Source organism: Streptomyces sp. UF-297, assembly GCF_058245575.1.
On record NZ_JBSIBZ010000084.1, the window covers coordinates 1 to 16,481 of the forward strand.

A 16,481-nucleotide genomic window follows, 5' to 3' on the forward strand; every position below is an offset into this window, starting at 1 on the left:
CCCCCCCCCCCCCCCCCCCCCCCCCCCCCCCCCCCCCCACTGCCGTATGTGCGGGAGTCTGCCGCTCGCGCCTACTGGTCGCGGTACATCTCCGCGACCAGGAACGCCAGGTCCAGGGACTGGCTGCGGTTCAGGCGCGGGTCGCAGGCGGTCTCGTAGCGCTGGTGCAGATCGTCGACGAAGATCTCGTCGCCGCCGCCCACGCACTCGGTGACATCGTCGCCGGTCAGCTCGACGTGGATGCCGCCCGGGTGGGTGCCCAGCGACTTGTGGACCTCGAAGAAGCCCTTGACCTCGTCCAGCACGTCGTCGAAGCGGCGGGTCTTGTGGCCCGAGGCCGCCTCGAAGGTGTTGCCGTGCATCGGGTCGCTGATCCACACGACCTGCGCGCCGGAGGCGGTGACCTTCTCGACCAGCGTGGGCAGCTTGTCGCGGATCTTGTCCGCGCCCATGCGGGTGATGAAGGTCAGCCGGCCCGGCTCGCGGTCCGGGTCCAGGCGCTCGATGAGGGTGAGCGCGTCCTCCGGGGTGGTGGTCGGGCCGAGCTTCACGCCGATCGGGTTGCGGATCTTGGACGCGAACTCGATGTGCGCGCCGTCCAGTTGACGGGTGCGCTCGCCGATCCAGACCATGTGGCCCGAGACGTCGTAGAGGTTGCCGGTGCGCGAGTCGGTACGGGTCAGCGCGGACTCGTAGTCCAGGACCAGCGCCTCGTGCGAGGAGTAGAACTCGACCGTCTTGAACTCCTCCGGGTCCACCCCGCAGGCGTTCATGAAGTTCAGCGCGCGGTCGATCTCGCGGGCCAGGGCCTCGTAACGCTGGCCGGAGGGCGAGGACTTCACGAAGTCCTGGTTCCAGGCGTGGACCTGGCGCAGGTCGGCGTAGCCGCCGGTGGTGAAGGCGCGCACGAGGTTCAGCGTCGCGGCGGAGGCGTGGTACATCCGCTTCAGGCGCTGCGGGTCCGGGATGCGGGCCGCCTCGGTGAACTCGAAGCCGTTGACGGAGTCGCCGCGGTAGGTCGGCAGCGTCACGCCGTCGCGGGTCTCGGTCGGCTTGGAGCGCGGCTTGCTGTACTGGCCGGCGATCCGTCCGACCTTGACCACCGGTACGGACCCGGCGTAGGTGAGGACGGCGCCCATCTGGAGCAGCGTCTTGAGCTTGTTGCGGATGTGCTCGGCCGACACCGCGTCGAAGGCCTCGGCGCAGTCGCCGCCCTGGAGCAGGAACGCCTCACCGCGGGCGACGGCGCCCAGGCGCTCGCGCAGCTGGTCGCACTCACCGGCGAAGACGAGCGGCGGATAGGACTCGAGCTCCGCGATCACATCGCGCAGAGCCTCTTGGTCCGGCCAGTCAGGCTGCTGCGCCGCGGGCAGGTCTCGCCAGGTGTGGCCACCGGCGTGGGTTTCAGCGTTCACGGTCACCCCGTCAACATTACGGGTTCCTGACGGGCGTCCATTTCGCCGCCCGCGATATGAGACATGACCCACACACTTGTGCGGTGCGATGTCGGCCGCCGTTGGCCTGTTCGTTGCCTTGCGCGGGCCGGCGCGCGGGGTGAGGGGCGGGCCCGGCCCCTCAGTCGGGGCCGGTGTCCTCCGGGGAGCCGTGGGCGATGGCGGCGAGGGTGGTCAGGGCGCGGGAGAGGAGTTCGGGTGCGGGAGAAGCCAGGGCGAGGCGGACGGCGTTGGGTGCGGGGCGGGTGCCCTGGGGTCCTTCGGGGGCCACGGCGAAGGCGGCGGCCGGGGTGACGGCGATGCCGCGGCGGGCCGCGGCCGCCAGGAAGGTCTCGGCGCGCCAGGGTTCGGGCAGCTCCCACCAGGCGAAGTAGGAGCGCGGGTCGGTCCGCAGGGCGAAGCCCTCCAGGTGGCCGCGGACCAGGGCCTGGCGCTCGGCCGCGTCCTTGCGCTTGATCGCCACGATGCGGTCCACCGTCCCGTCGGCCATCCAGCGGGTGGCGGCCTCCAGCGCGAAGCCGGTGGCGCTCCAGCCGCCCGAGCGCAGGGCGGCGGCGACGCGGTCGGTGAGGGATGCGGGGGCCAGGACGAGGCCGACGGTCAGGCCGGGGGCCAGGCGCTTGGAGAGGCTGTCGACGAGGACCGTACGGCCGGGGGCCAGGGCCGCCAGCGGCGGGCGCTCCCCGGCGGCGTCCGCGTCGAGGAAGGCCCAGACGGCGTCCTCGACGGCCCACAGGTCCAGGCCGTCCAGGGTGGCGGCCAGTTCCTCGCGGCGGTCGGCGGGCATGGTGACGCCGAGCGGGTTGTGCAGGGTGGGCTGGAGGTAGAGGGCGCGCAGGGGGGCGGCGCGGTGGGCGGCCCGTACGGCCTCGGGGCGCAGCCCGCGGGCGTCGGTGGCCAGCGGGACGAGGGTGACGCCGATGCGCGCCGCGATGGCTTTGACCAGGGGGTAGGTGAACGCCTCGACGCCCAGGCGGCCGCCGGGCGGCACCAGCGCCGCGATCGCGGCGGCCACCGCGTGCCGGCCGTTGCCAGCGAAGAGCACCCGGCCCGGGTCGGGGTCCAGCCGCGGGTGGGCGAGCAGCGCCGCCGCTGCCTCGCGCGCCGCGGCGCTGCCCGTGGGGGCGTTGGGGCGCATTGCCGCGTCCAGGGCGTCGGGGCGCAGCAGGGGGGCGAGGCCGTGGGCGAGCAGGGCGGACTGCTCTGGGACGACGGGGTAGTTGAGTTCGAGGTTGACGCGGGTGCCGGCGTCGGGCCCGGCCGGTTCGGCGAGGGCGGGGCCCGGGGCGTGCTGGGCGGCGCGTACGTAAGTGCCGCGGCCGACCTCGCCGACGGTCAGGCCGCGGCGGGCCAGTTCGCGATAGACGCGGGTGGCGGTGGAGTTGGCGATGCGGTGGGCGCGGGCGAAGGCGCGCTGGGCGGGGAGCCGGTCGCCGGGGCGAAGGCGCCCGGCGGCGATGTCGGCGGCGACGGCGTTGGCGATGCGCTGGTAGTCCTCGACGGCCACGGCGTACCTCAATCCTCGATTGCACCGAGAGCAATGTTTTTATTGCACCGAGATTGTGATGGCCATAGCATCGAGACGTCAACAGGCAATCGAGAGGGGCGAGTTGCAGTGAGCACGGCCGCCGTCAACGGCATCACCGTCGGCTACGAGGACCGGGGAAGCGGTGCGCCCCTGGTACTCGTGCACGGGCACCCCTTCGACCGCACCATGTGGGACCCGCAGACCGAGACCTTCGCGGCGGCCGGGTGGCGGGTGATCGCACCCGACCTGCGCGGCTACGGGCAGACCACCGTCGTACCCGGCATCACCCCCCTGGAGACCTTCGCCCGGGACATCGCCGCCCTGCTGGACGAGTTGGGCCTGGGCCAGGAGCGCGTCGTGATCGCCGGGCTGTCCATGGGCGGCCAGATCGTCATGGAGTTCGCCCGCCTCTTCCCCGAGCGGCTGCGCGGCCTGGTCCTGGCCGACACCGTCGCGAGCGCCGAGACGCCGCAGGGCAAGCGGGCCCGCAACGAGGCGGCCGACCGGCTGCTGCGCGAGGGCATGGGCGGCTACACCGCGGAGGTGCTGGACAAGATGGTCGCGCCGTACAACCTGCGCGCGCAGCCCGAGGTGGCCGCCCACGTACGCCGTATGATGCTGGGCGCTCCGCCGGAGGGCGCGGCGGCCGCGCTCCGCGGCAGGGCCGAACGCCCCGACTGCACCGAGGTGTTGCGCGACCTGGCCGTCCCCGCCCTGATAGTGGTCGGCCGCGACGACGAGTTCACCCCGGTCGCCGACGCCGAGACGATGCACCTCCTCATTCAGGACTCCACCCTCGCCGTCATCGAGAGCGCCGCCCACCTGCCGAACCTGGAGCAGCGCGAGCGCTTCGATACCGCGCTCACGGACTTCCTCCGCCGCTCGATCGGGTAGGGTGCACGGCATGTACGCGCACGCAACCATGTCCTGGTGGTGGACCGCTCATCCGGCGGCCCACTGATTCGCGCGCACCACAGACATCGCGAAGGCCGCCCGAGGGGCGGCCTTCGGCGTATCCGCGGGTCGTTCCTCCCCCTTACGGAAGGAACCCCCATGCACCGCGACACCGCCGCCCTGCTCGACCGCCTCACCGGCGCCGACTGCCCACCGTTCGCCCTGCTGCGCCGCCGCACCCCCGGCCGGGACCACGACAGGATCGAGGTCCTGATCGGCCCGGTCCAGGAGGTCGAGCGCCTCGCCGACATCCCGGTCGTCCCCGGTCAGCGGCTGGGCGCGCTCGCGCTGGTCCCCTTCCGGCAGATCCGCGAGCGCGGCTTCGACGTACGCGACGACGGCACCCCGCTGTCCGTCCTGCTGCCCGAGGAGACCTACGAGCTGCCCCTGGACGAGGTGCTCGACGCCCTTCCCCGGCACGAAGTGGACGTACGGGAGGGCCACTTCGACGTCAGCGACGAGGAGTACGCGCGCACGGTGCGGCGCGTGGTGGACGAGGAGATCGGCCGCGGCGAGGGCGCCAACTTCGTGATCCGGCGGACCTTCACGGGCAGCATCCCCGGCTTCACCCGCTCCCACGCGCTGGCGCTCTTCCGCCGCCTGCTGACCGGTGAGCGCGGCGCGTACTGGACCTTCGTGGTGCACACCGGCGAGCGGACGCTTGTGGGCGCCAGCCCGGAGGTGCACGTACGGATGACCGGCGGCACGGTCGTGATGAACCCCATCAGCGGGACGTACCGCTACCCCGCCCAAGGCCCCGACGCCGAGGGCCTGTTGACCTTCCTCTCGGACCGCAAGGAGACCGACGAGCTGTCCATGGTGGTCGACGAGGAGCTGAAGATGATGTGCACCGTCGGCGACCGGGGCGGCGTGGTCATCGGCCCGCGGCTGAAGGAGATGGCCCATCTGGCGCACACCGAGTACGAGTTGCGCGGCCGCTCCACCCTGGACGTGCGCGAGGTGCTCAGGGAGACGATGTTCGCGGCGACCGTCACCGGGTCGCCCGTGCAGAACGCCTGCCGGGTCATCGAGCGCCACGAGCCCCTCGGGCGGGACGGGGTCGGCCGGGGCTACTACGCGGGCGCGCTGGCGCTCATCGGCCACCACCCGGGCAGCGGGCCGCATGACGGCGCCCCCGCCCAGACCCTGGACTCGCCCATCCTCATCCGCACCGCCGACATCGACGCGCACGGCACGGTACGGGTCCCGGTCGGCGCCACGCTCGTACGGGCCTCCGACCCCGCGAGCGAGGTCGCCGAGACCCACGCCAAGGCGGCGGGCGTGCTCACCGCCCTCGGCGTGCTCCCGGTTCCCGTACGCGCCGAGGAGCCCTCTCGCCCCCTGCTGGCCGACGACCCGCGGGTACGGGCCGCCCTGGACGCCCGCCGCGCCGACCTGGCCCCCTTCTGGCTGCGGATGCACACCGGCGCCCCGACCGCCGCGCTCACGGGCCACGCCCTGGTCGTCGACGGCGAGGACACCTTCACCTCGATGCTGGCGCACCTGCTGCGCACCTCGGGACTGCGGGTCACCGTCCGCCGCTTCGACGAGCCGGGGCTGCGGGAGGCCGCCCTCGCGCACCAGGGCCCCATCGTGCTCGGCCCGGGCCCCGGCGATCCGCGCGACGGCTCCGACCCCAAGATGCGCCTGCTGCGCCCGCTCGCCGCCGACCTGCTGCGCGAGCACCCCCACGGCCTGCTGGGGGTCTGCCTGGGCCATGAACTGCTCGCCGCCGAGCTGGGGTTGGAGATCGTCCGCAAGGAGGTGCCGCTCCAGGGCGCGCAGGAGCGCATCGACTTCTTCGGACGCCCGGAGACCGTCGGCTTCTACAACACCTTCACCGCCCGCTGCGAGGACAGCGCCGAGGCCGAACTGGCCATGCACCGGGTGGAGTTGAGCCGGGACGCACGGACCGGCGAGGTGCACGCGCTGCGCGGCCCGGGCTTCGCGGGCGTGCAGTTCCACCCGGAGTCCGTGCTGACCCTGGACGGCGCCGCCGTCATGGCCCAGCTGCTGGCCGCCGTCCTGGTGTGACCAGGGTGTTCTCGTTGGCGCGTTGGGCCAGGTAGTCCTCGACATTGGCCACGGTGGTGGCGATGATCTGGCCGACCGCGTCCTGGGTGAAGTACGCCTGGTGCGAGGTGACCAGGACGTTCCCGAAGGTCATCAGGCGGGCGAGGGTGTCGTCGTGGATGACTTCGAGGGAACGGTCGAAGAAGAAGAGCCCGGCCTCCTCCTCGTACACGTCCAGGCCCACGCCCGAGAGCCGTCCCGCCTTGAGCGTCTCGACCAGGGCCGCGGTGTCCACCAGCCCGCCGCGGCTGGAGTTGACCAGGATGGCGTCGTCCTTCATGGCCGCCAGCGCCCGGGCGTCGATGACATGCCGGGTCGCCTCCAGCAGCGGGAGATGCAGCGTGATCACGTCCGACTCGGCGAACAGGCGCTCCTGGTCGACGTACTTCATGCCGAGGGAGACGCAGGCGGGGTTCTCCGCGATGTCCCAGCCCAGCAGGTTCATGCCGAAGCCGTGGGCGATGCGGGTGAACGCCTCGCCGATCTTGCCGGTGCCCAGCACACCGGCGGTACGGCCGCGGAAGTCGCGGCCCATCAGGCCGTCCAGGCGGAAGTCGAAGTTGCGGGTGCGGTTGGCGGCGCGGACGATCCGCCGGTTGACGGCCATGGCCAGCGCCCAGGCGAACTCGGCGACGGAGTACGGCGAGTAGTAGGAGACCCGGCCCACCGTCAGCCCCAGATCGGCCGCGGCCGTCAGGTCGATGTTGTTGTAGCCGGTGGAGCGCTGGGCGATCATCTTCGTGCCGCCGGCCGCGAGGTCCCGCAGGACACCGGCGTTCAGGTCGGCGTTGACGCTGGCGCTGACGACCTCGTAGCCGGCCGCGATCGGCGCGGTGTCGTGGTTGAGGAAGACATCCAGGCAGCGGACCTGGTGGCGGCCCGCGAAGGCCTTCTCCAGCAGCGGCTTCTCGTCCGCCTGCACACCGAATGCCAAGATCTCCACGACATCTCCCGTTTCACCGGCCCGTGGGCGGCTTGTGAGCGATAGGCCGAATATACGGCCCATCGCTCGGCAGTGCCGCCCGGGAGACGGGAGCGGGCGCGGTCGGCGGACCGGGCGGTCAGCCGAAGAAGACCCCGACCTCGGCGTACAGCTTGGGGTCCACGGTCTTCAGCTTGGCGGTGGCCTCCGCGATCGGCACCCGCACGATGTCGGTGCCGCGCAGCGCGACCATCGTGCCGAAGTCGCCGTCCCGCACCGCGTCGATGGCGTGCAGCCCGAAGCGGGTGGCCAGCCAGCGGTCGAAGGCGCTGGGTGTGCCGCCGCGCTGGATGTGCCCGAGCACGGTGGTACGGGCCTCCTTGCCCGTACGCGCCTCGATCTCCTTGGCCAGCCACTCCCCCACACCCGAGAGCCGCACATGCCCGAAGGAGTCGGTGGAGCCGTCCTTGAGCACCATCTCGCCGTCCTTGGGCATGGCGCCCTCGGCGACCACGACGATGGGGGCGTAGCGGACCTTGAAGCGGGACTCCACCCACGCGCAGACCTGGTCCAGGTCGAAGCGCTGCTCGGGGATGAGGATCACGTTCGCGCCGCCGGCCAGGCCGGAGTGCAGCGCGATCCAGCCCGCGTGCCGCCCCATGACCTCCACGACCAGGACCCGCATGTGCGACTCGGCGGTGGTGTGCAGCCGGTCGATCGCCTCGGTGGCCACGCCGACCGCGGTGTCGAAACCGAAGGTGTAGTCGGTGGCCGAGAGGTCGTTGTCGATGGTCTTGGGGACGCCAACGCAGTTGATGCCGTACTCGCCCGACAGGCGCGCCGCCACGCCCAGGGTGTCCTCGCCGCCGATCGCGATCAGCGCCTGGACCTCCTGCTTGGCCAGGGTCTCCTTGATCCTCCTGACCCCGTCCTCCACCTTGAACGGATTGGTGCGCGAGGACCCCAGGATGGTTCCGCCGCGGGGCAGGATGCCGCGCACCGCCGCGATGTCCAGCGGCACCACGTCGCCCTCCAGCGGCCCGCGCCAGCCATCCCTGAAGCCCACGAAGTCGTATCCGTACTCCTGGGTGCCCTTGCGGACCACGCCGCGGATGACTGCGTTCAGACCGGGGCAGTCACCGCCGCCGGTCAGTACTCCGACCCGCATCGCTTCTTCCCTTCATCCCGTGATTGAGCCGACGCGAGTCACGCTAATGGTGACTTGGGTCACCCCGGGATGGGGCGAAGGGTGAATTCCCGTGATTACGCGGGGCGTTGGCGCGGGCCGTTCACTCGTACGAGGGCTGTGCGTGCGGACCTCACGCCTCGTCCAGGCCCCGCTCGATGGCGTAGCGCACCAGCTCGACGCGGTTGTGCAACTGGAGCTTGCCCAGGGTGTTCTGGACGTGGTTCTGCACCGTGCGGTGCGAGATGACCAGGCGTTCGGCGATCTGCTTGTACGAGAGGCCCTTGGCCACCAGGCGCAGCACCTCCGTCTCGCGCTCGGTCAGCTGGGGCGCGCCGGGCTCGTCCTCGGCGGCCGGGGCGGGCTCGGTGGCCAGGCGGCGGTACTCCCCCAGTACCAGCCCGGCCAGACCGGGGGTGAACACCGGGTCGCCGACCGCCGTGCGCCGTACCGCGTCCAACAGCTCTTCGGTACTGGCCGACTTGAGCAGATAGCCGGTCGCCCCGGACTTGACCGCCTCCAGCACATCGGCGTGCTCACCGCTGGCGGAGAGCACCAGCACCCGCAGCGCGGGGTTGGAGCCGACCAGTTCCTTGCACACCTGGACGCCGGGCAGCCCGGGGAGGTTCAGGTCGAGTACGAGGACGTCGGGCGAGACGGCCTGGGCCCTGCGCACCGCCTGCGGCCCGTCCCCGGCCGTGGCCACGACCTCGAACCCGGCCGCCGCCAGGTCACGGGCGACCGCGTCCCGCCACATCGGGTGGTCGTCGACCACCATGACCTTCACGGCCTGCTGCTCAAGAATCGACTGCTCGCTCACGCTCGCGCCTTCCCCCGCCTTCCGCCCTCGGGACCACTGCCCTTGGGAACCTTCAACTCCACTTCGGTGCCCTGGCCCGGGACCGAGACCCACTCTGCGCTGCCCCCCAGGTCCCGCAGACGGCCGCGGATCGAGAGGGCGGCGCCGAGCCGGCCCTCGCGTTCGGCGTCCGCCAGGCGCCCCTCGGGGATGCCGGGCCCGTCGTCCCGGACGGTCACGATGACCATGTCCGGCTCGTCCTCCACCAGGATCCACGCGCGGGCCGTCTCGCCCGCGTGCGCCCTCACATTGTCCAATGCGGCGCCGACCGCCGCGGCAAGCTCCCCGGCCGCGGCGGCTTGGAGCACGACCGGCGCGCCGGGCTCGGAGAAGGTCACCCGCGCGCCCGCGTACGGGGCGAGCAGGGTCCGTACGTCGCACGGCCCGCCGTCCGCGCGCGCCCCGGCGCCGCGCCCGGCCCCCGCGCTCTTGACCGCGCGCACCGCCCGCTCCGACCACGAGGAGTCCTCCAGGTCGGCGGCGCCCTCCAGCTCCGCGGAACGGTCCCCGGAGGCAGGTGGGGCGGCGTCCTCGGCAGGGCGTGGCGCGCGCTGCGGCGGCACCAGCCCGCTGGAGACCAGGGTGCGCAGCGCGATCTCCTGCTCGCCCGCCATCCGGCCCAGCTCGGCCGCCTCGCCGCCGATCGCGGCGCCGCGCCGCTGCACCATCGCCAGGACCTGCAGCACGCTGTCGTGGATGTCGCGGGCCAGCCGCTCGCGCTCGCGGGTGGCGGCCTCGATCTGCAGCGCTCGGGCCAGGGTGCGCTCACTGGCGCGGGCGACCTCGATGACGTAGCCGATGGCGACGCTGGCCACCCACAGCAGGACGACGTTGTGGATGGTGTCGCGGGCCAGCGCCTGGCGCTCGACGAGGTTGACCACCGCCACCGCGGCCGAGGCCGGCGCCGCCCACCGCCAGCCGCCCTTGATCGCGAAGCCGAGCACGGCGCCCGCGGTCCACATGGACGGCAGCGTGGGGCCGCCGTCCATGATGCGCTCGTGGGTGTCCACCACAAGGGTGAGCAGGATGCCGCCCAGGGCGAAGCTGATGTCGGCCAGCAGGAAGCCCTTGGTGCAGCGTTCCGCGCTGGTCGTACGGCGCCAGGTGAAGGCCATCCACAGCGTCAGCGCGGCGAAGTAGGCGGTGGCGCCGAGCGGATGGGCGTACTGGTCGTAGGTGAGGGAGAACAGGACCAGGACGTAGATCAGGGTGAGGATGCGGTAGCTGGTCAGCGCCCGCCACAGGGGCAGCTCGACCGACATCCGCACCACCTTCGGATGCCGTCCGCGGCCCTTGGGGGCGCCTCCCGCCGTGGGCTCGCCGCTGCTCACCGTGCGTATCTCAGCCTCTGCCATGTCGTCCGACCCCCACGCCGGGCGCTGCTATGCCCCGGCCTTGTCAGCGTGTCCGGGCTGCTCGGCGCCGGACGGCTCCGCCTCGCCCTTCTTCTTGGCCTCTGCCGCTGCCTTCGCCTGCTCGGCCAGCTGCCGCTTGGCGGCGGTCGCGTAGATGTCGACGTACTCCTGGCCGGACAGCTTCATGATCTCGTACATGACCTCGTCGGTCACCGAACGCAGGATGAAGCGGTCGCCCTCCATGCCGTGGTACCGGCTGAAGTCCAGCGGCTTCCCGATGCGGATGCCCGGCCGGATCATCTTGGGCACGACCTTGCCCGGCGGCTGCACCTTCTCGGTGTCGATCATCGCTACGGGGATGACGGGAGCGCCGCTGGCCAGCGCGACCCGGGCCAGGCCACCGGGCTTGCCGCGGTAGAGCCGGCCGTCGGGCGAGCGGGTGCCCTCCGGGTAGATGCCGAACAGCTCACCGCGCTCCAGCACCTCCAGGCCGCTCTTGATCGCCGCCTCGCCCGCGCCGCGGGCACCCGAGCGGTCGACCGGGAGCTGGCCCACGCCCTTGAAGAAGGCGGCCGTCAGCTTCCCCTTCACCCCCGGAGAGGTGAAGTACTCCGCCTTGGCGATGAAGGTGACCTTCCGGTCGAGCACCGCGGGCAGGAAGAAGGAGTCCGAGAAGGACAGGTGGTTGCTCGCGAGGATCGCCGGTCCCTCGGCGGGAATGTTCTCCAGGCCTTCCACCCACGGCCGGAAGGCAAGCTTCAGCGACCCACCGATGGAAAACTTCATTGCGCCGTAGATCAACCCACTGCCTCCTGTGTGTGACGCAAAGACCTTAACCTGCCCGGCCCACCCGTTCGCCTCGGCGGGCCTGCGCAGGGGCTCTCCGGAGGGACTTCGGACCTACCCGCCCGGCGGCGCTCCGCGTACGCTTCACTAAGGGTTTGCGTCTGCCCCCCTGACCCGCCAGCCCCCTTTTACCGATCGGAGTTCCCCGGTGCCGCTCCTTGCCGGAGCCGAGCCGTTCCGCCACGACGGCGGAGAGGTCGGCGTTCTCGTATGCCACGGCTTCACCGGCTCACCCCAGTCCGTACGCCCCTGGGCCGAGTATCTGGCCGACCGCGGCCTGACCGTCTCGCTCCCGCTGCTGCCCGGCCACGGCACCCGCTGGCAGGACCTGCAGCTCACGACCTGGCAGGACTGGTACGCGGAAGTCGACCGCGAACTGCGCTCGCTGACCGAGCGGTGCTCCCAGGTCTTCATCTGCGGTCTGTCGATGGGCGGCGCGCTGTCCCTGCGGCTGGCGGCGCTGCACGGCGACGCGATCAGCGGCGTGGTGGTGGTCAACCCCGCCAACAAGGTGCACGACACCGTGGCTCCGCTGCTGCCGGTGCTGCGCCACGTCATCCGTACGACCAAGGGCCTGGCCAGCGACATCGCCAAGCCGGGCGCGGTGGAGGTCGGATACGAGCGGGTGCCGCTGCACGCCGCGAACTCGGTGCGCAAGCTCTTTCGCCAGGTCGACTCCGAACTCCCTCGGGTCACCCAGCCGTTGCTGGTGATGACCAGCCCCCAGGACCACACCGTGCCGCCGGTCGACTCCGAGCGCGTCCTGAGCCGGGTCTCCTCCAAGGACGTACGCCACCGCCTGCTGGAGCAGAGCTACCACGTGGCGACCCTCGACCACGACGCCGAGCAGATCTTCCGGGACACCTTCGACTTCATCGCCCGCCTGGCGCCGGGCGTCCGCAAGGAAGGGGCGGCGACCGGTGGTGGAGCGTAGCCCGCGCGATCCTCGCGACCCCCTGGACGAGGAAGCGGCCTGGGCCGAGATCGTGGCGGGCTACGGCGCGGAGCCGGCCTTCCCGACCCCGGACGACGAGCCGGTGGCCAACACCGCCGAGGCCCCCGGTGCCAAGGCCCCCGAGGCGGACCCGGGCGCCAAGGGCAAGCCGGGCGAGCAGGACGCCGTCGACCCGCTGGAGAAGCCGGGCGCCGACGACCGGCCCAGGAGCGAGCCGTCGGTGGGCAGCTTCGTGGTGTACGCACCCGGGGTCGGCCCGCGCGACTGGCAGGCCGCAGAGGCCTCGGACGACGACTTCGACGAGAGCGACGAGGGCCATTTCTCCCCGCCCGACCCGCCGCTGCCCAAGGCCGACACCACCACCAAGTTCGCCTGGATCGCGGTGCTCGGCGGCCCGCTGCTGCTCGTCCTGATGATCATCCTCCGCCAGCCCATCACCTGGTGGATCACCCTCCTGGGCATCGGCGGCTTCCTCGGCGGCTTCGCCACCCTGATCGCCCGCATGAAACACGACGACGAGGACGACGGCGGCCTGCCGGGCGGCGGAGCGGTGGTGTAGGTCCAGCGCATCCAGCCCGTCCGGCGCTTGAGGACACGCGGCCGCAGGCGGCGTACCACTAGGAACCGACGGGCACCCGCAGAGCCGCCAGCACCGGCAGGTGATCCGTGGCGGCCCGGAGATCGTCCTCGCAGACACCGGGAAGCCCGTGCGGCACCCCGCACCCCAGGATCTCCACGCCCTCCGTGGCGAACACGGCATCGATGCGCTGATGCGGAGTACGGGGCGTGGAGGTGAACTCCCCGCCCCACGGCTTGGAGGCGTACGCATCCCGCACCTGCCCCGCCAGCCGTCCGAACGCCCGCCCGTCGGGCCGGTCGTTGAGGTCCCCGCCCGCGACCGTGTACGGCACCCCCAGCGCCGCGAGGCGCTCCAGCAGCAGGCCCGCCTGCGCGTACCGCTCCTCGGCGTTGAGGCTGAGGTGGGCGCTGAGCACTCCCAGCCTGGCGCCCCCGATCCGCAGCACCGCGGTCGCGAAACCGCGCTGGTGCAGGCCGGGGGTGCGGGGCAGCAGCACATCCTCGGTACGTTCCACATGGGCGCGCAGCGAGGACAGGATCATCGGCCCGGCAGCGGTGGCGCCGCCGGTGACGTACACCAGGTCGCAGTCGCGGGCCAGATACGCGGCCGCCTTGCGCCAGCGGAAGAAGCGCGGCGCCTCCTGGATGAGCACGACGTCGGGGGCGCAGGCCCGGATGACCCGGACCAGCGCCGCCCGGTCGTCGCGCAGCGAGCGGATGTTGTAGCTGAGGACGCGCAGCACAGCCGAGCCATCGGGCTCGGTCACCGGCACCGGAAGCTCGACTGCCATCGTGTGCGTCCTCTCAGATCAGCTCGGATCAGCCCTGGCGCGCCAGGTCGGCGGCGCCCACCAGCCCTGCCTTGCCGCCGAGTTGGGCGGCGAGCACCTGGGCGTGCGGCCGCCACTGGTTGCCCACCAGCCAGCGGCGGAAGGACTTGCGGATCGGGTCCAGGACCAGTTCGCCCTCGTCCGAGACGCCGCCGCCGACGATGAAGGCGGAGGGGTCGAAGAGCGAGGCGAGGTCGGCGAGGCCCGCGCCGGCCCAGCGGGCCAGTTCGCGGAAGGAGTCGATGGCGACCGGGTCGCCCTGGCGGGCGGCCTCGCTGATGTGCTTGCCCTGTATTCCCTCGGAGGTGCCGTCGCCCAGGCTGAGCAGGATCTGGGCGTTCTCGGGGGTGGCGAAGGCGCGCTGGCGGGCGTAGCGCAGCAGGGCGCGCCCGGAGGCGTACTGCTCCCAGCAGCCCTGGCTGCCGCAGCCGCACATCAGGCCGTCGGGGACGACCCGGATGTGGCCGAACTCGGCGGCGACGCCGAAGCGGCCGCGGCGCAGCTTGTTGCCGATGATGATGCCGCCGCCCAGGCCCGTGCCGAGCGTGATGCAGATGACGTCGCTGTGGCCCTGGCCCGCGCCGAAGCGGTACTCGCCCCAGGCCGCGGCGTTCGCGTCGTTCTCGACGACCACGGGGAGGCCGACGCGCTGCTCGACCTTGTCCTTGAGCGGCTCGTGGCGCCAGTCGATGTTGGGCGCGAACAGGACGGTGGCCCGCTTCTCGTCCACGTAGCCGGCGGCCCCGATGCCCACGGCCTCGACCGCGTGGTCGGCTCCGACGGTCTTGACCGCGTCCGCGATCGCCTCGGTCAGCTCGTCGGTGGCCTGCGGAGTCGGCACCTTGCACGTTTCGAGGATCTTGCCCTCTTCGTCGACCACGCCGGCCGCGATCTTCGTGCCGCCGATGTCGACGCCGATGGTGAGTCCCATGTGTCCCTCAGTTATTCGCTCGAACCCCGCCGCGACCAACCGTACCGGAGGGTGGTGCGCCTCCCTCCCCCATGACGGCGACACAACGGGGGCGGCACAGCAATGGGCTACCGCCGGTGGCGGGGCGGCGGGGGAGGTCAGTCGAGGTCGATGCGCTCGGTGCCCGCGGGGCCCTCGTCGTCGCGGGGGGTGTCCTTGGGACCGGTGGTACCCGAAGGGGTGGAACCGGTGCGGGTGCCGCCGTCCGCGCCGCGGGGGTCCGTGTCCTCGGGGGCCCGGGAATCCTGGCGGGTCCAGCGGCGCTCGCTGCCCTCGACGGCCGAGCGGTAGGCGGCCAGCAGCTCGGAGCCGGCGGAGGCGAGGTGGTCGAAGACGTCGGAGTTGCGCTCGATGACCGGCTCGACGGCGTTCTTGGCCCGGCGGATGAAGTGGTTGACCGTGCCCTGGGCGGCCTTGCCCGCGAGCGCGCCGGGCAGCTGGATGCCGGCGAGCTTCTCGGTGACGGCCTCGGCGAGCTTGCGCAGTTCCTCGGCGGCGCTGCCCGGGGGCGGGCCGTACTGGGCGCGGCGGCGGGCCTTCTCCGCCGCGAGGTCCTCGGCGCACGCCGCGCCCCACGCGTCGGGGTCGGGCTCGGCCCTGCGGTCGGCGGGGCGCTCGGTGGCATCGCTCATGTTGGACACTCCGTGAACTGTGGGGGCTCCCGCGGCGGGCGGGCGCATCGCTGCCGCGGCTGCCCGGCCGCTCCGGTCGCCCACCGCACGGCCGGGCGGTGCCGCGTCCCTTCGACGTTACCTGAACGGTGGATTGCCGTTCAGGGGCTCTTGGGCCACAGGTCCGGGTTGGGAGTGAAGCGGATGTGCAGCGCGCCCTCGCGCAGCGCGGCGCCGGAGACCGAGCAGCGGCGCAGCGCCGAGGGCAGGCGGCGGATCCGCCGGAACGGGCCGACGCCGACGATGAGTTCGTCGCCGCGGCGGACCAGGGTGAGCCCGTCGCGCTCGGCGCCGGGCAGCGGCACCCGCCATATGAGCAGGCCGTCCTCGGCGAGGCGGTCCTCGACGGTCCAGGTGTCGGGAGAGGCGGTGTGCCCGCCCTCCTCCGCGTCCTGCGGCGGCACGTGGTGCGTCAACTCCCCGAGGTCCTCCGGCCCTTGCGGGTCGCGGCCCAGGTGCGGCACTTCGTGGACGGGGGTTTCGGGGAACTCCTCGCGCACCGCCTTGAGCGCGGTCTGCTGCTGTCCCGAGAGCGCGGCGAGGAAGGGCTCGGCCGAGCCGGTGGGCAGCAGCCGGTTGACGACGACGGCGTCGGTGCGGTGGCCGTGCAGGGCCAGTCCGGCGCGTACGGTGCGCAGGCCCGCCGCGGCGACGGGCCCGGCCTCGGTGACCACCCGCACGCTTGTGCCGGGGTCCTCGATCACCCGCTGTACGGCGGCCAGTTCGTGCTCCCAGCGCTCCGCGCTCTCGTACAGCTTCTGGGCCGGCATCGGTACGCCCGCGAGCTGGGCGAGCACCGGGCGCAGCGCGCGGGCCGCCTGGCGCTCGGGCGGCAGCAGGCGGCGCAGGTAGCGGCGGGCCTGCTCGGGCAGGGCGAGCAGGCGGATCGTTTCGGCAGCGGGTGGCATGTCGACGACGACCAGGTCCCAGGCACCGAACTCGTGCGCGGCGCGCAGGGCGTGCAGCAGTGCGAAGGCCTCGGCGCCCGGGAGTTCGGTGAGTTCGTCCTCCTCCAGCGCGCTGGCGCCGAGCAGGTCCAGCGCGGCGCCCGCCCGCTCCTGGAAGGCCAGGAACTCGCGGCGGAAGTGCTCGCCGGAGTCGATGCGCCGGGCGGTGAGGCCGGGTGCGATCTGCTCGGGCGCGGAGCCGAGGCCGCTGCCCAGTACCGCGTCCGGGGCGCCGCTCTCGGTGGTGAGCAGCAGGGTGCGCCGCCCCCGTCGGGCTCCGGCCAGCGCGGTGGCACAGGCGATGGTAGTGCGGCCCGCGCCGCCGGGGCCGGTGACGAGAACGGTGCGCATG

16 protein-coding genes are annotated in these 16,481 nt (G+C 72.7%); 5 read left to right on the forward strand and 11 right to left on the reverse strand.

Annotation, left to right across the window (positions count from 1 at the left end; translation table 11 throughout):
- Positions 1–71 precede the first annotated feature (71 nt).
- Positions 72–1,421 carry a class II 3-deoxy-7-phosphoheptulonate synthase gene (locus tag AC4IJH_RS34385; RefSeq protein ID WP_490855878.1) on the reverse strand — a complete coding sequence of 450 codons (1,350 nt, stop codon included), beginning with the start codon at positions 1,419–1,421 and terminating at the stop codon, positions 72–74.
- A gap of 154 nt (positions 1,422–1,575) precedes the next feature.
- Positions 1,576–2,973 (reverse strand): aminotransferase-like domain-containing protein, encoded by a 1,398-nt coding sequence (locus AC4IJH_RS34390; RefSeq protein ID WP_490855879.1) that lies wholly within the window; start codon positions 2,971–2,973, stop codon positions 1,576–1,578.
- Between the two features lie 96 nt (positions 2,974–3,069).
- Here AC4IJH_RS34390 and AC4IJH_RS34395 point away from each other — a divergent pair, with 96 nt between their 5' ends.
- The 3 genes from AC4IJH_RS34395 (at position 3,070) to AC4IJH_RS34405 (ending at position 5,970) form a co-directional block, all read left to right on the forward strand.
- Positions 3,070–3,876 carry an alpha/beta fold hydrolase gene (locus tag AC4IJH_RS34395; RefSeq protein WP_490855880.1) on the forward strand — a complete coding sequence of 269 codons (807 nt, stop codon included), beginning with the start codon at positions 3,070–3,072 and terminating at the stop codon, positions 3,874–3,876.
- A 10-nt stretch (positions 3,877–3,886) separates the two neighbouring features.
- Positions 3,887–3,943 carry a trp operon leader peptide gene (locus AC4IJH_RS34400; RefSeq protein WP_490855914.1) on the forward strand — a complete coding sequence of 19 codons (57 nt, stop codon included), beginning with the start codon at positions 3,887–3,889 and terminating at the stop codon, positions 3,941–3,943.
- Positions 3,944–4,035: 92 nt separating this feature from the next.
- Entirely contained in the window at positions 4,036–5,970 is a 1,935-nt protein-coding gene (locus AC4IJH_RS34405) for an anthranilate synthase family protein (protein ID WP_490855881.1), read from the forward strand.
- Here the strand turns inward: AC4IJH_RS34405 and AC4IJH_RS34410 are convergent.
- From AC4IJH_RS34410 to AC4IJH_RS34430, 5 genes are all read right to left on the reverse strand, one after another.
- Positions 5,936–6,952 carry a 2-hydroxyacid dehydrogenase gene (locus tag AC4IJH_RS34410; protein ID WP_490855882.1) on the reverse strand — a complete coding sequence of 339 codons (1,017 nt, stop codon included), beginning with the start codon at positions 6,950–6,952 and terminating at the stop codon, positions 5,936–5,938. The two genes, AC4IJH_RS34405 and AC4IJH_RS34410, sit on opposite strands and share 35 nt — an antisense overlap.
- A gap of 118 nt (positions 6,953–7,070) precedes the next feature.
- Complete coding sequence (locus tag AC4IJH_RS34415) at positions 7,071–8,099, reverse strand: 6-phosphofructokinase (protein ID WP_490855883.1); 1,029 nt, start codon at positions 8,097–8,099, stop codon at positions 7,071–7,073.
- A 151-nt stretch (positions 8,100–8,250) separates the two neighbouring features.
- A complete protein-coding gene (locus tag AC4IJH_RS34420) occupies positions 8,251–8,895 on the reverse strand; it encodes a response regulator (protein WP_490855915.1) in 645 nt (214 codons plus the stop codon).
- A gap of 38 nt (positions 8,896–8,933) precedes the next feature.
- On the reverse strand, positions 8,934–10,238 hold the full coding sequence (gene macS / locus AC4IJH_RS34425) for a MacS family sensor histidine kinase (RefSeq protein WP_490855916.1): 1,305 nt from the start codon (positions 10,236–10,238) through the stop codon (positions 8,934–8,936).
- A 120-nt stretch (positions 10,239–10,358) separates the two neighbouring features.
- Entirely contained in the window at positions 10,359–11,117 is a 759-nt protein-coding gene (locus AC4IJH_RS34430; protein WP_490855884.1) for a lysophospholipid acyltransferase family protein, read from the reverse strand.
- Between the two features lie 208 nt (positions 11,118–11,325).
- On the opposite strand from AC4IJH_RS34430, the gene AC4IJH_RS34435 reads away from it, so the two are divergent.
- Positions 11,326–12,111 (forward strand): alpha/beta hydrolase, encoded by a 786-nt coding sequence (locus tag AC4IJH_RS34435; protein WP_490855885.1) that lies wholly within the window; start codon positions 11,326–11,328, stop codon positions 12,109–12,111.
- Positions 12,098–12,691 (forward strand): hypothetical protein, encoded by a 594-nt coding sequence (locus AC4IJH_RS34440; RefSeq protein ID WP_490855886.1) that lies wholly within the window; start codon positions 12,098–12,100, stop codon positions 12,689–12,691. The genes AC4IJH_RS34435 and AC4IJH_RS34440 overlap by 14 nt, the downstream gene beginning before the upstream one ends.
- Before the next feature lie 58 nt (positions 12,692–12,749).
- On the opposite strand, the gene AC4IJH_RS34445 is transcribed toward AC4IJH_RS34440, so the two are convergent.
- From AC4IJH_RS34445 to AC4IJH_RS34460, 4 genes are all read right to left on the reverse strand, one after another.
- Positions 12,750–13,502, reverse strand: coding sequence for an endonuclease/exonuclease/phosphatase family protein (locus tag AC4IJH_RS34445; RefSeq protein ID WP_490855887.1), 753 nt, complete (start codon positions 13,500–13,502; stop codon positions 12,750–12,752).
- Positions 13,503–13,530: 28 nt separating this feature from the next.
- On the reverse strand, positions 13,531–14,472 hold the full coding sequence (locus tag AC4IJH_RS34450; RefSeq protein ID WP_490855888.1) for an ROK family glucokinase: 942 nt from the start codon (positions 14,470–14,472) through the stop codon (positions 13,531–13,533).
- Between the two features lie 137 nt (positions 14,473–14,609).
- Entirely contained in the window at positions 14,610–15,143 is a 534-nt protein-coding gene (locus AC4IJH_RS34455) for a DUF5304 domain-containing protein (protein ID WP_490855889.1), read from the reverse strand.
- 140 nt (positions 15,144–15,283) lie between these two features.
- A complete protein-coding gene (locus AC4IJH_RS34460) occupies positions 15,284–16,480 on the reverse strand; it encodes an ArsA family ATPase (RefSeq protein WP_490855890.1) in 1,197 nt (398 codons plus the stop codon).
- Between the last annotated feature and the right edge of the window lies 1 nt (position 16,481).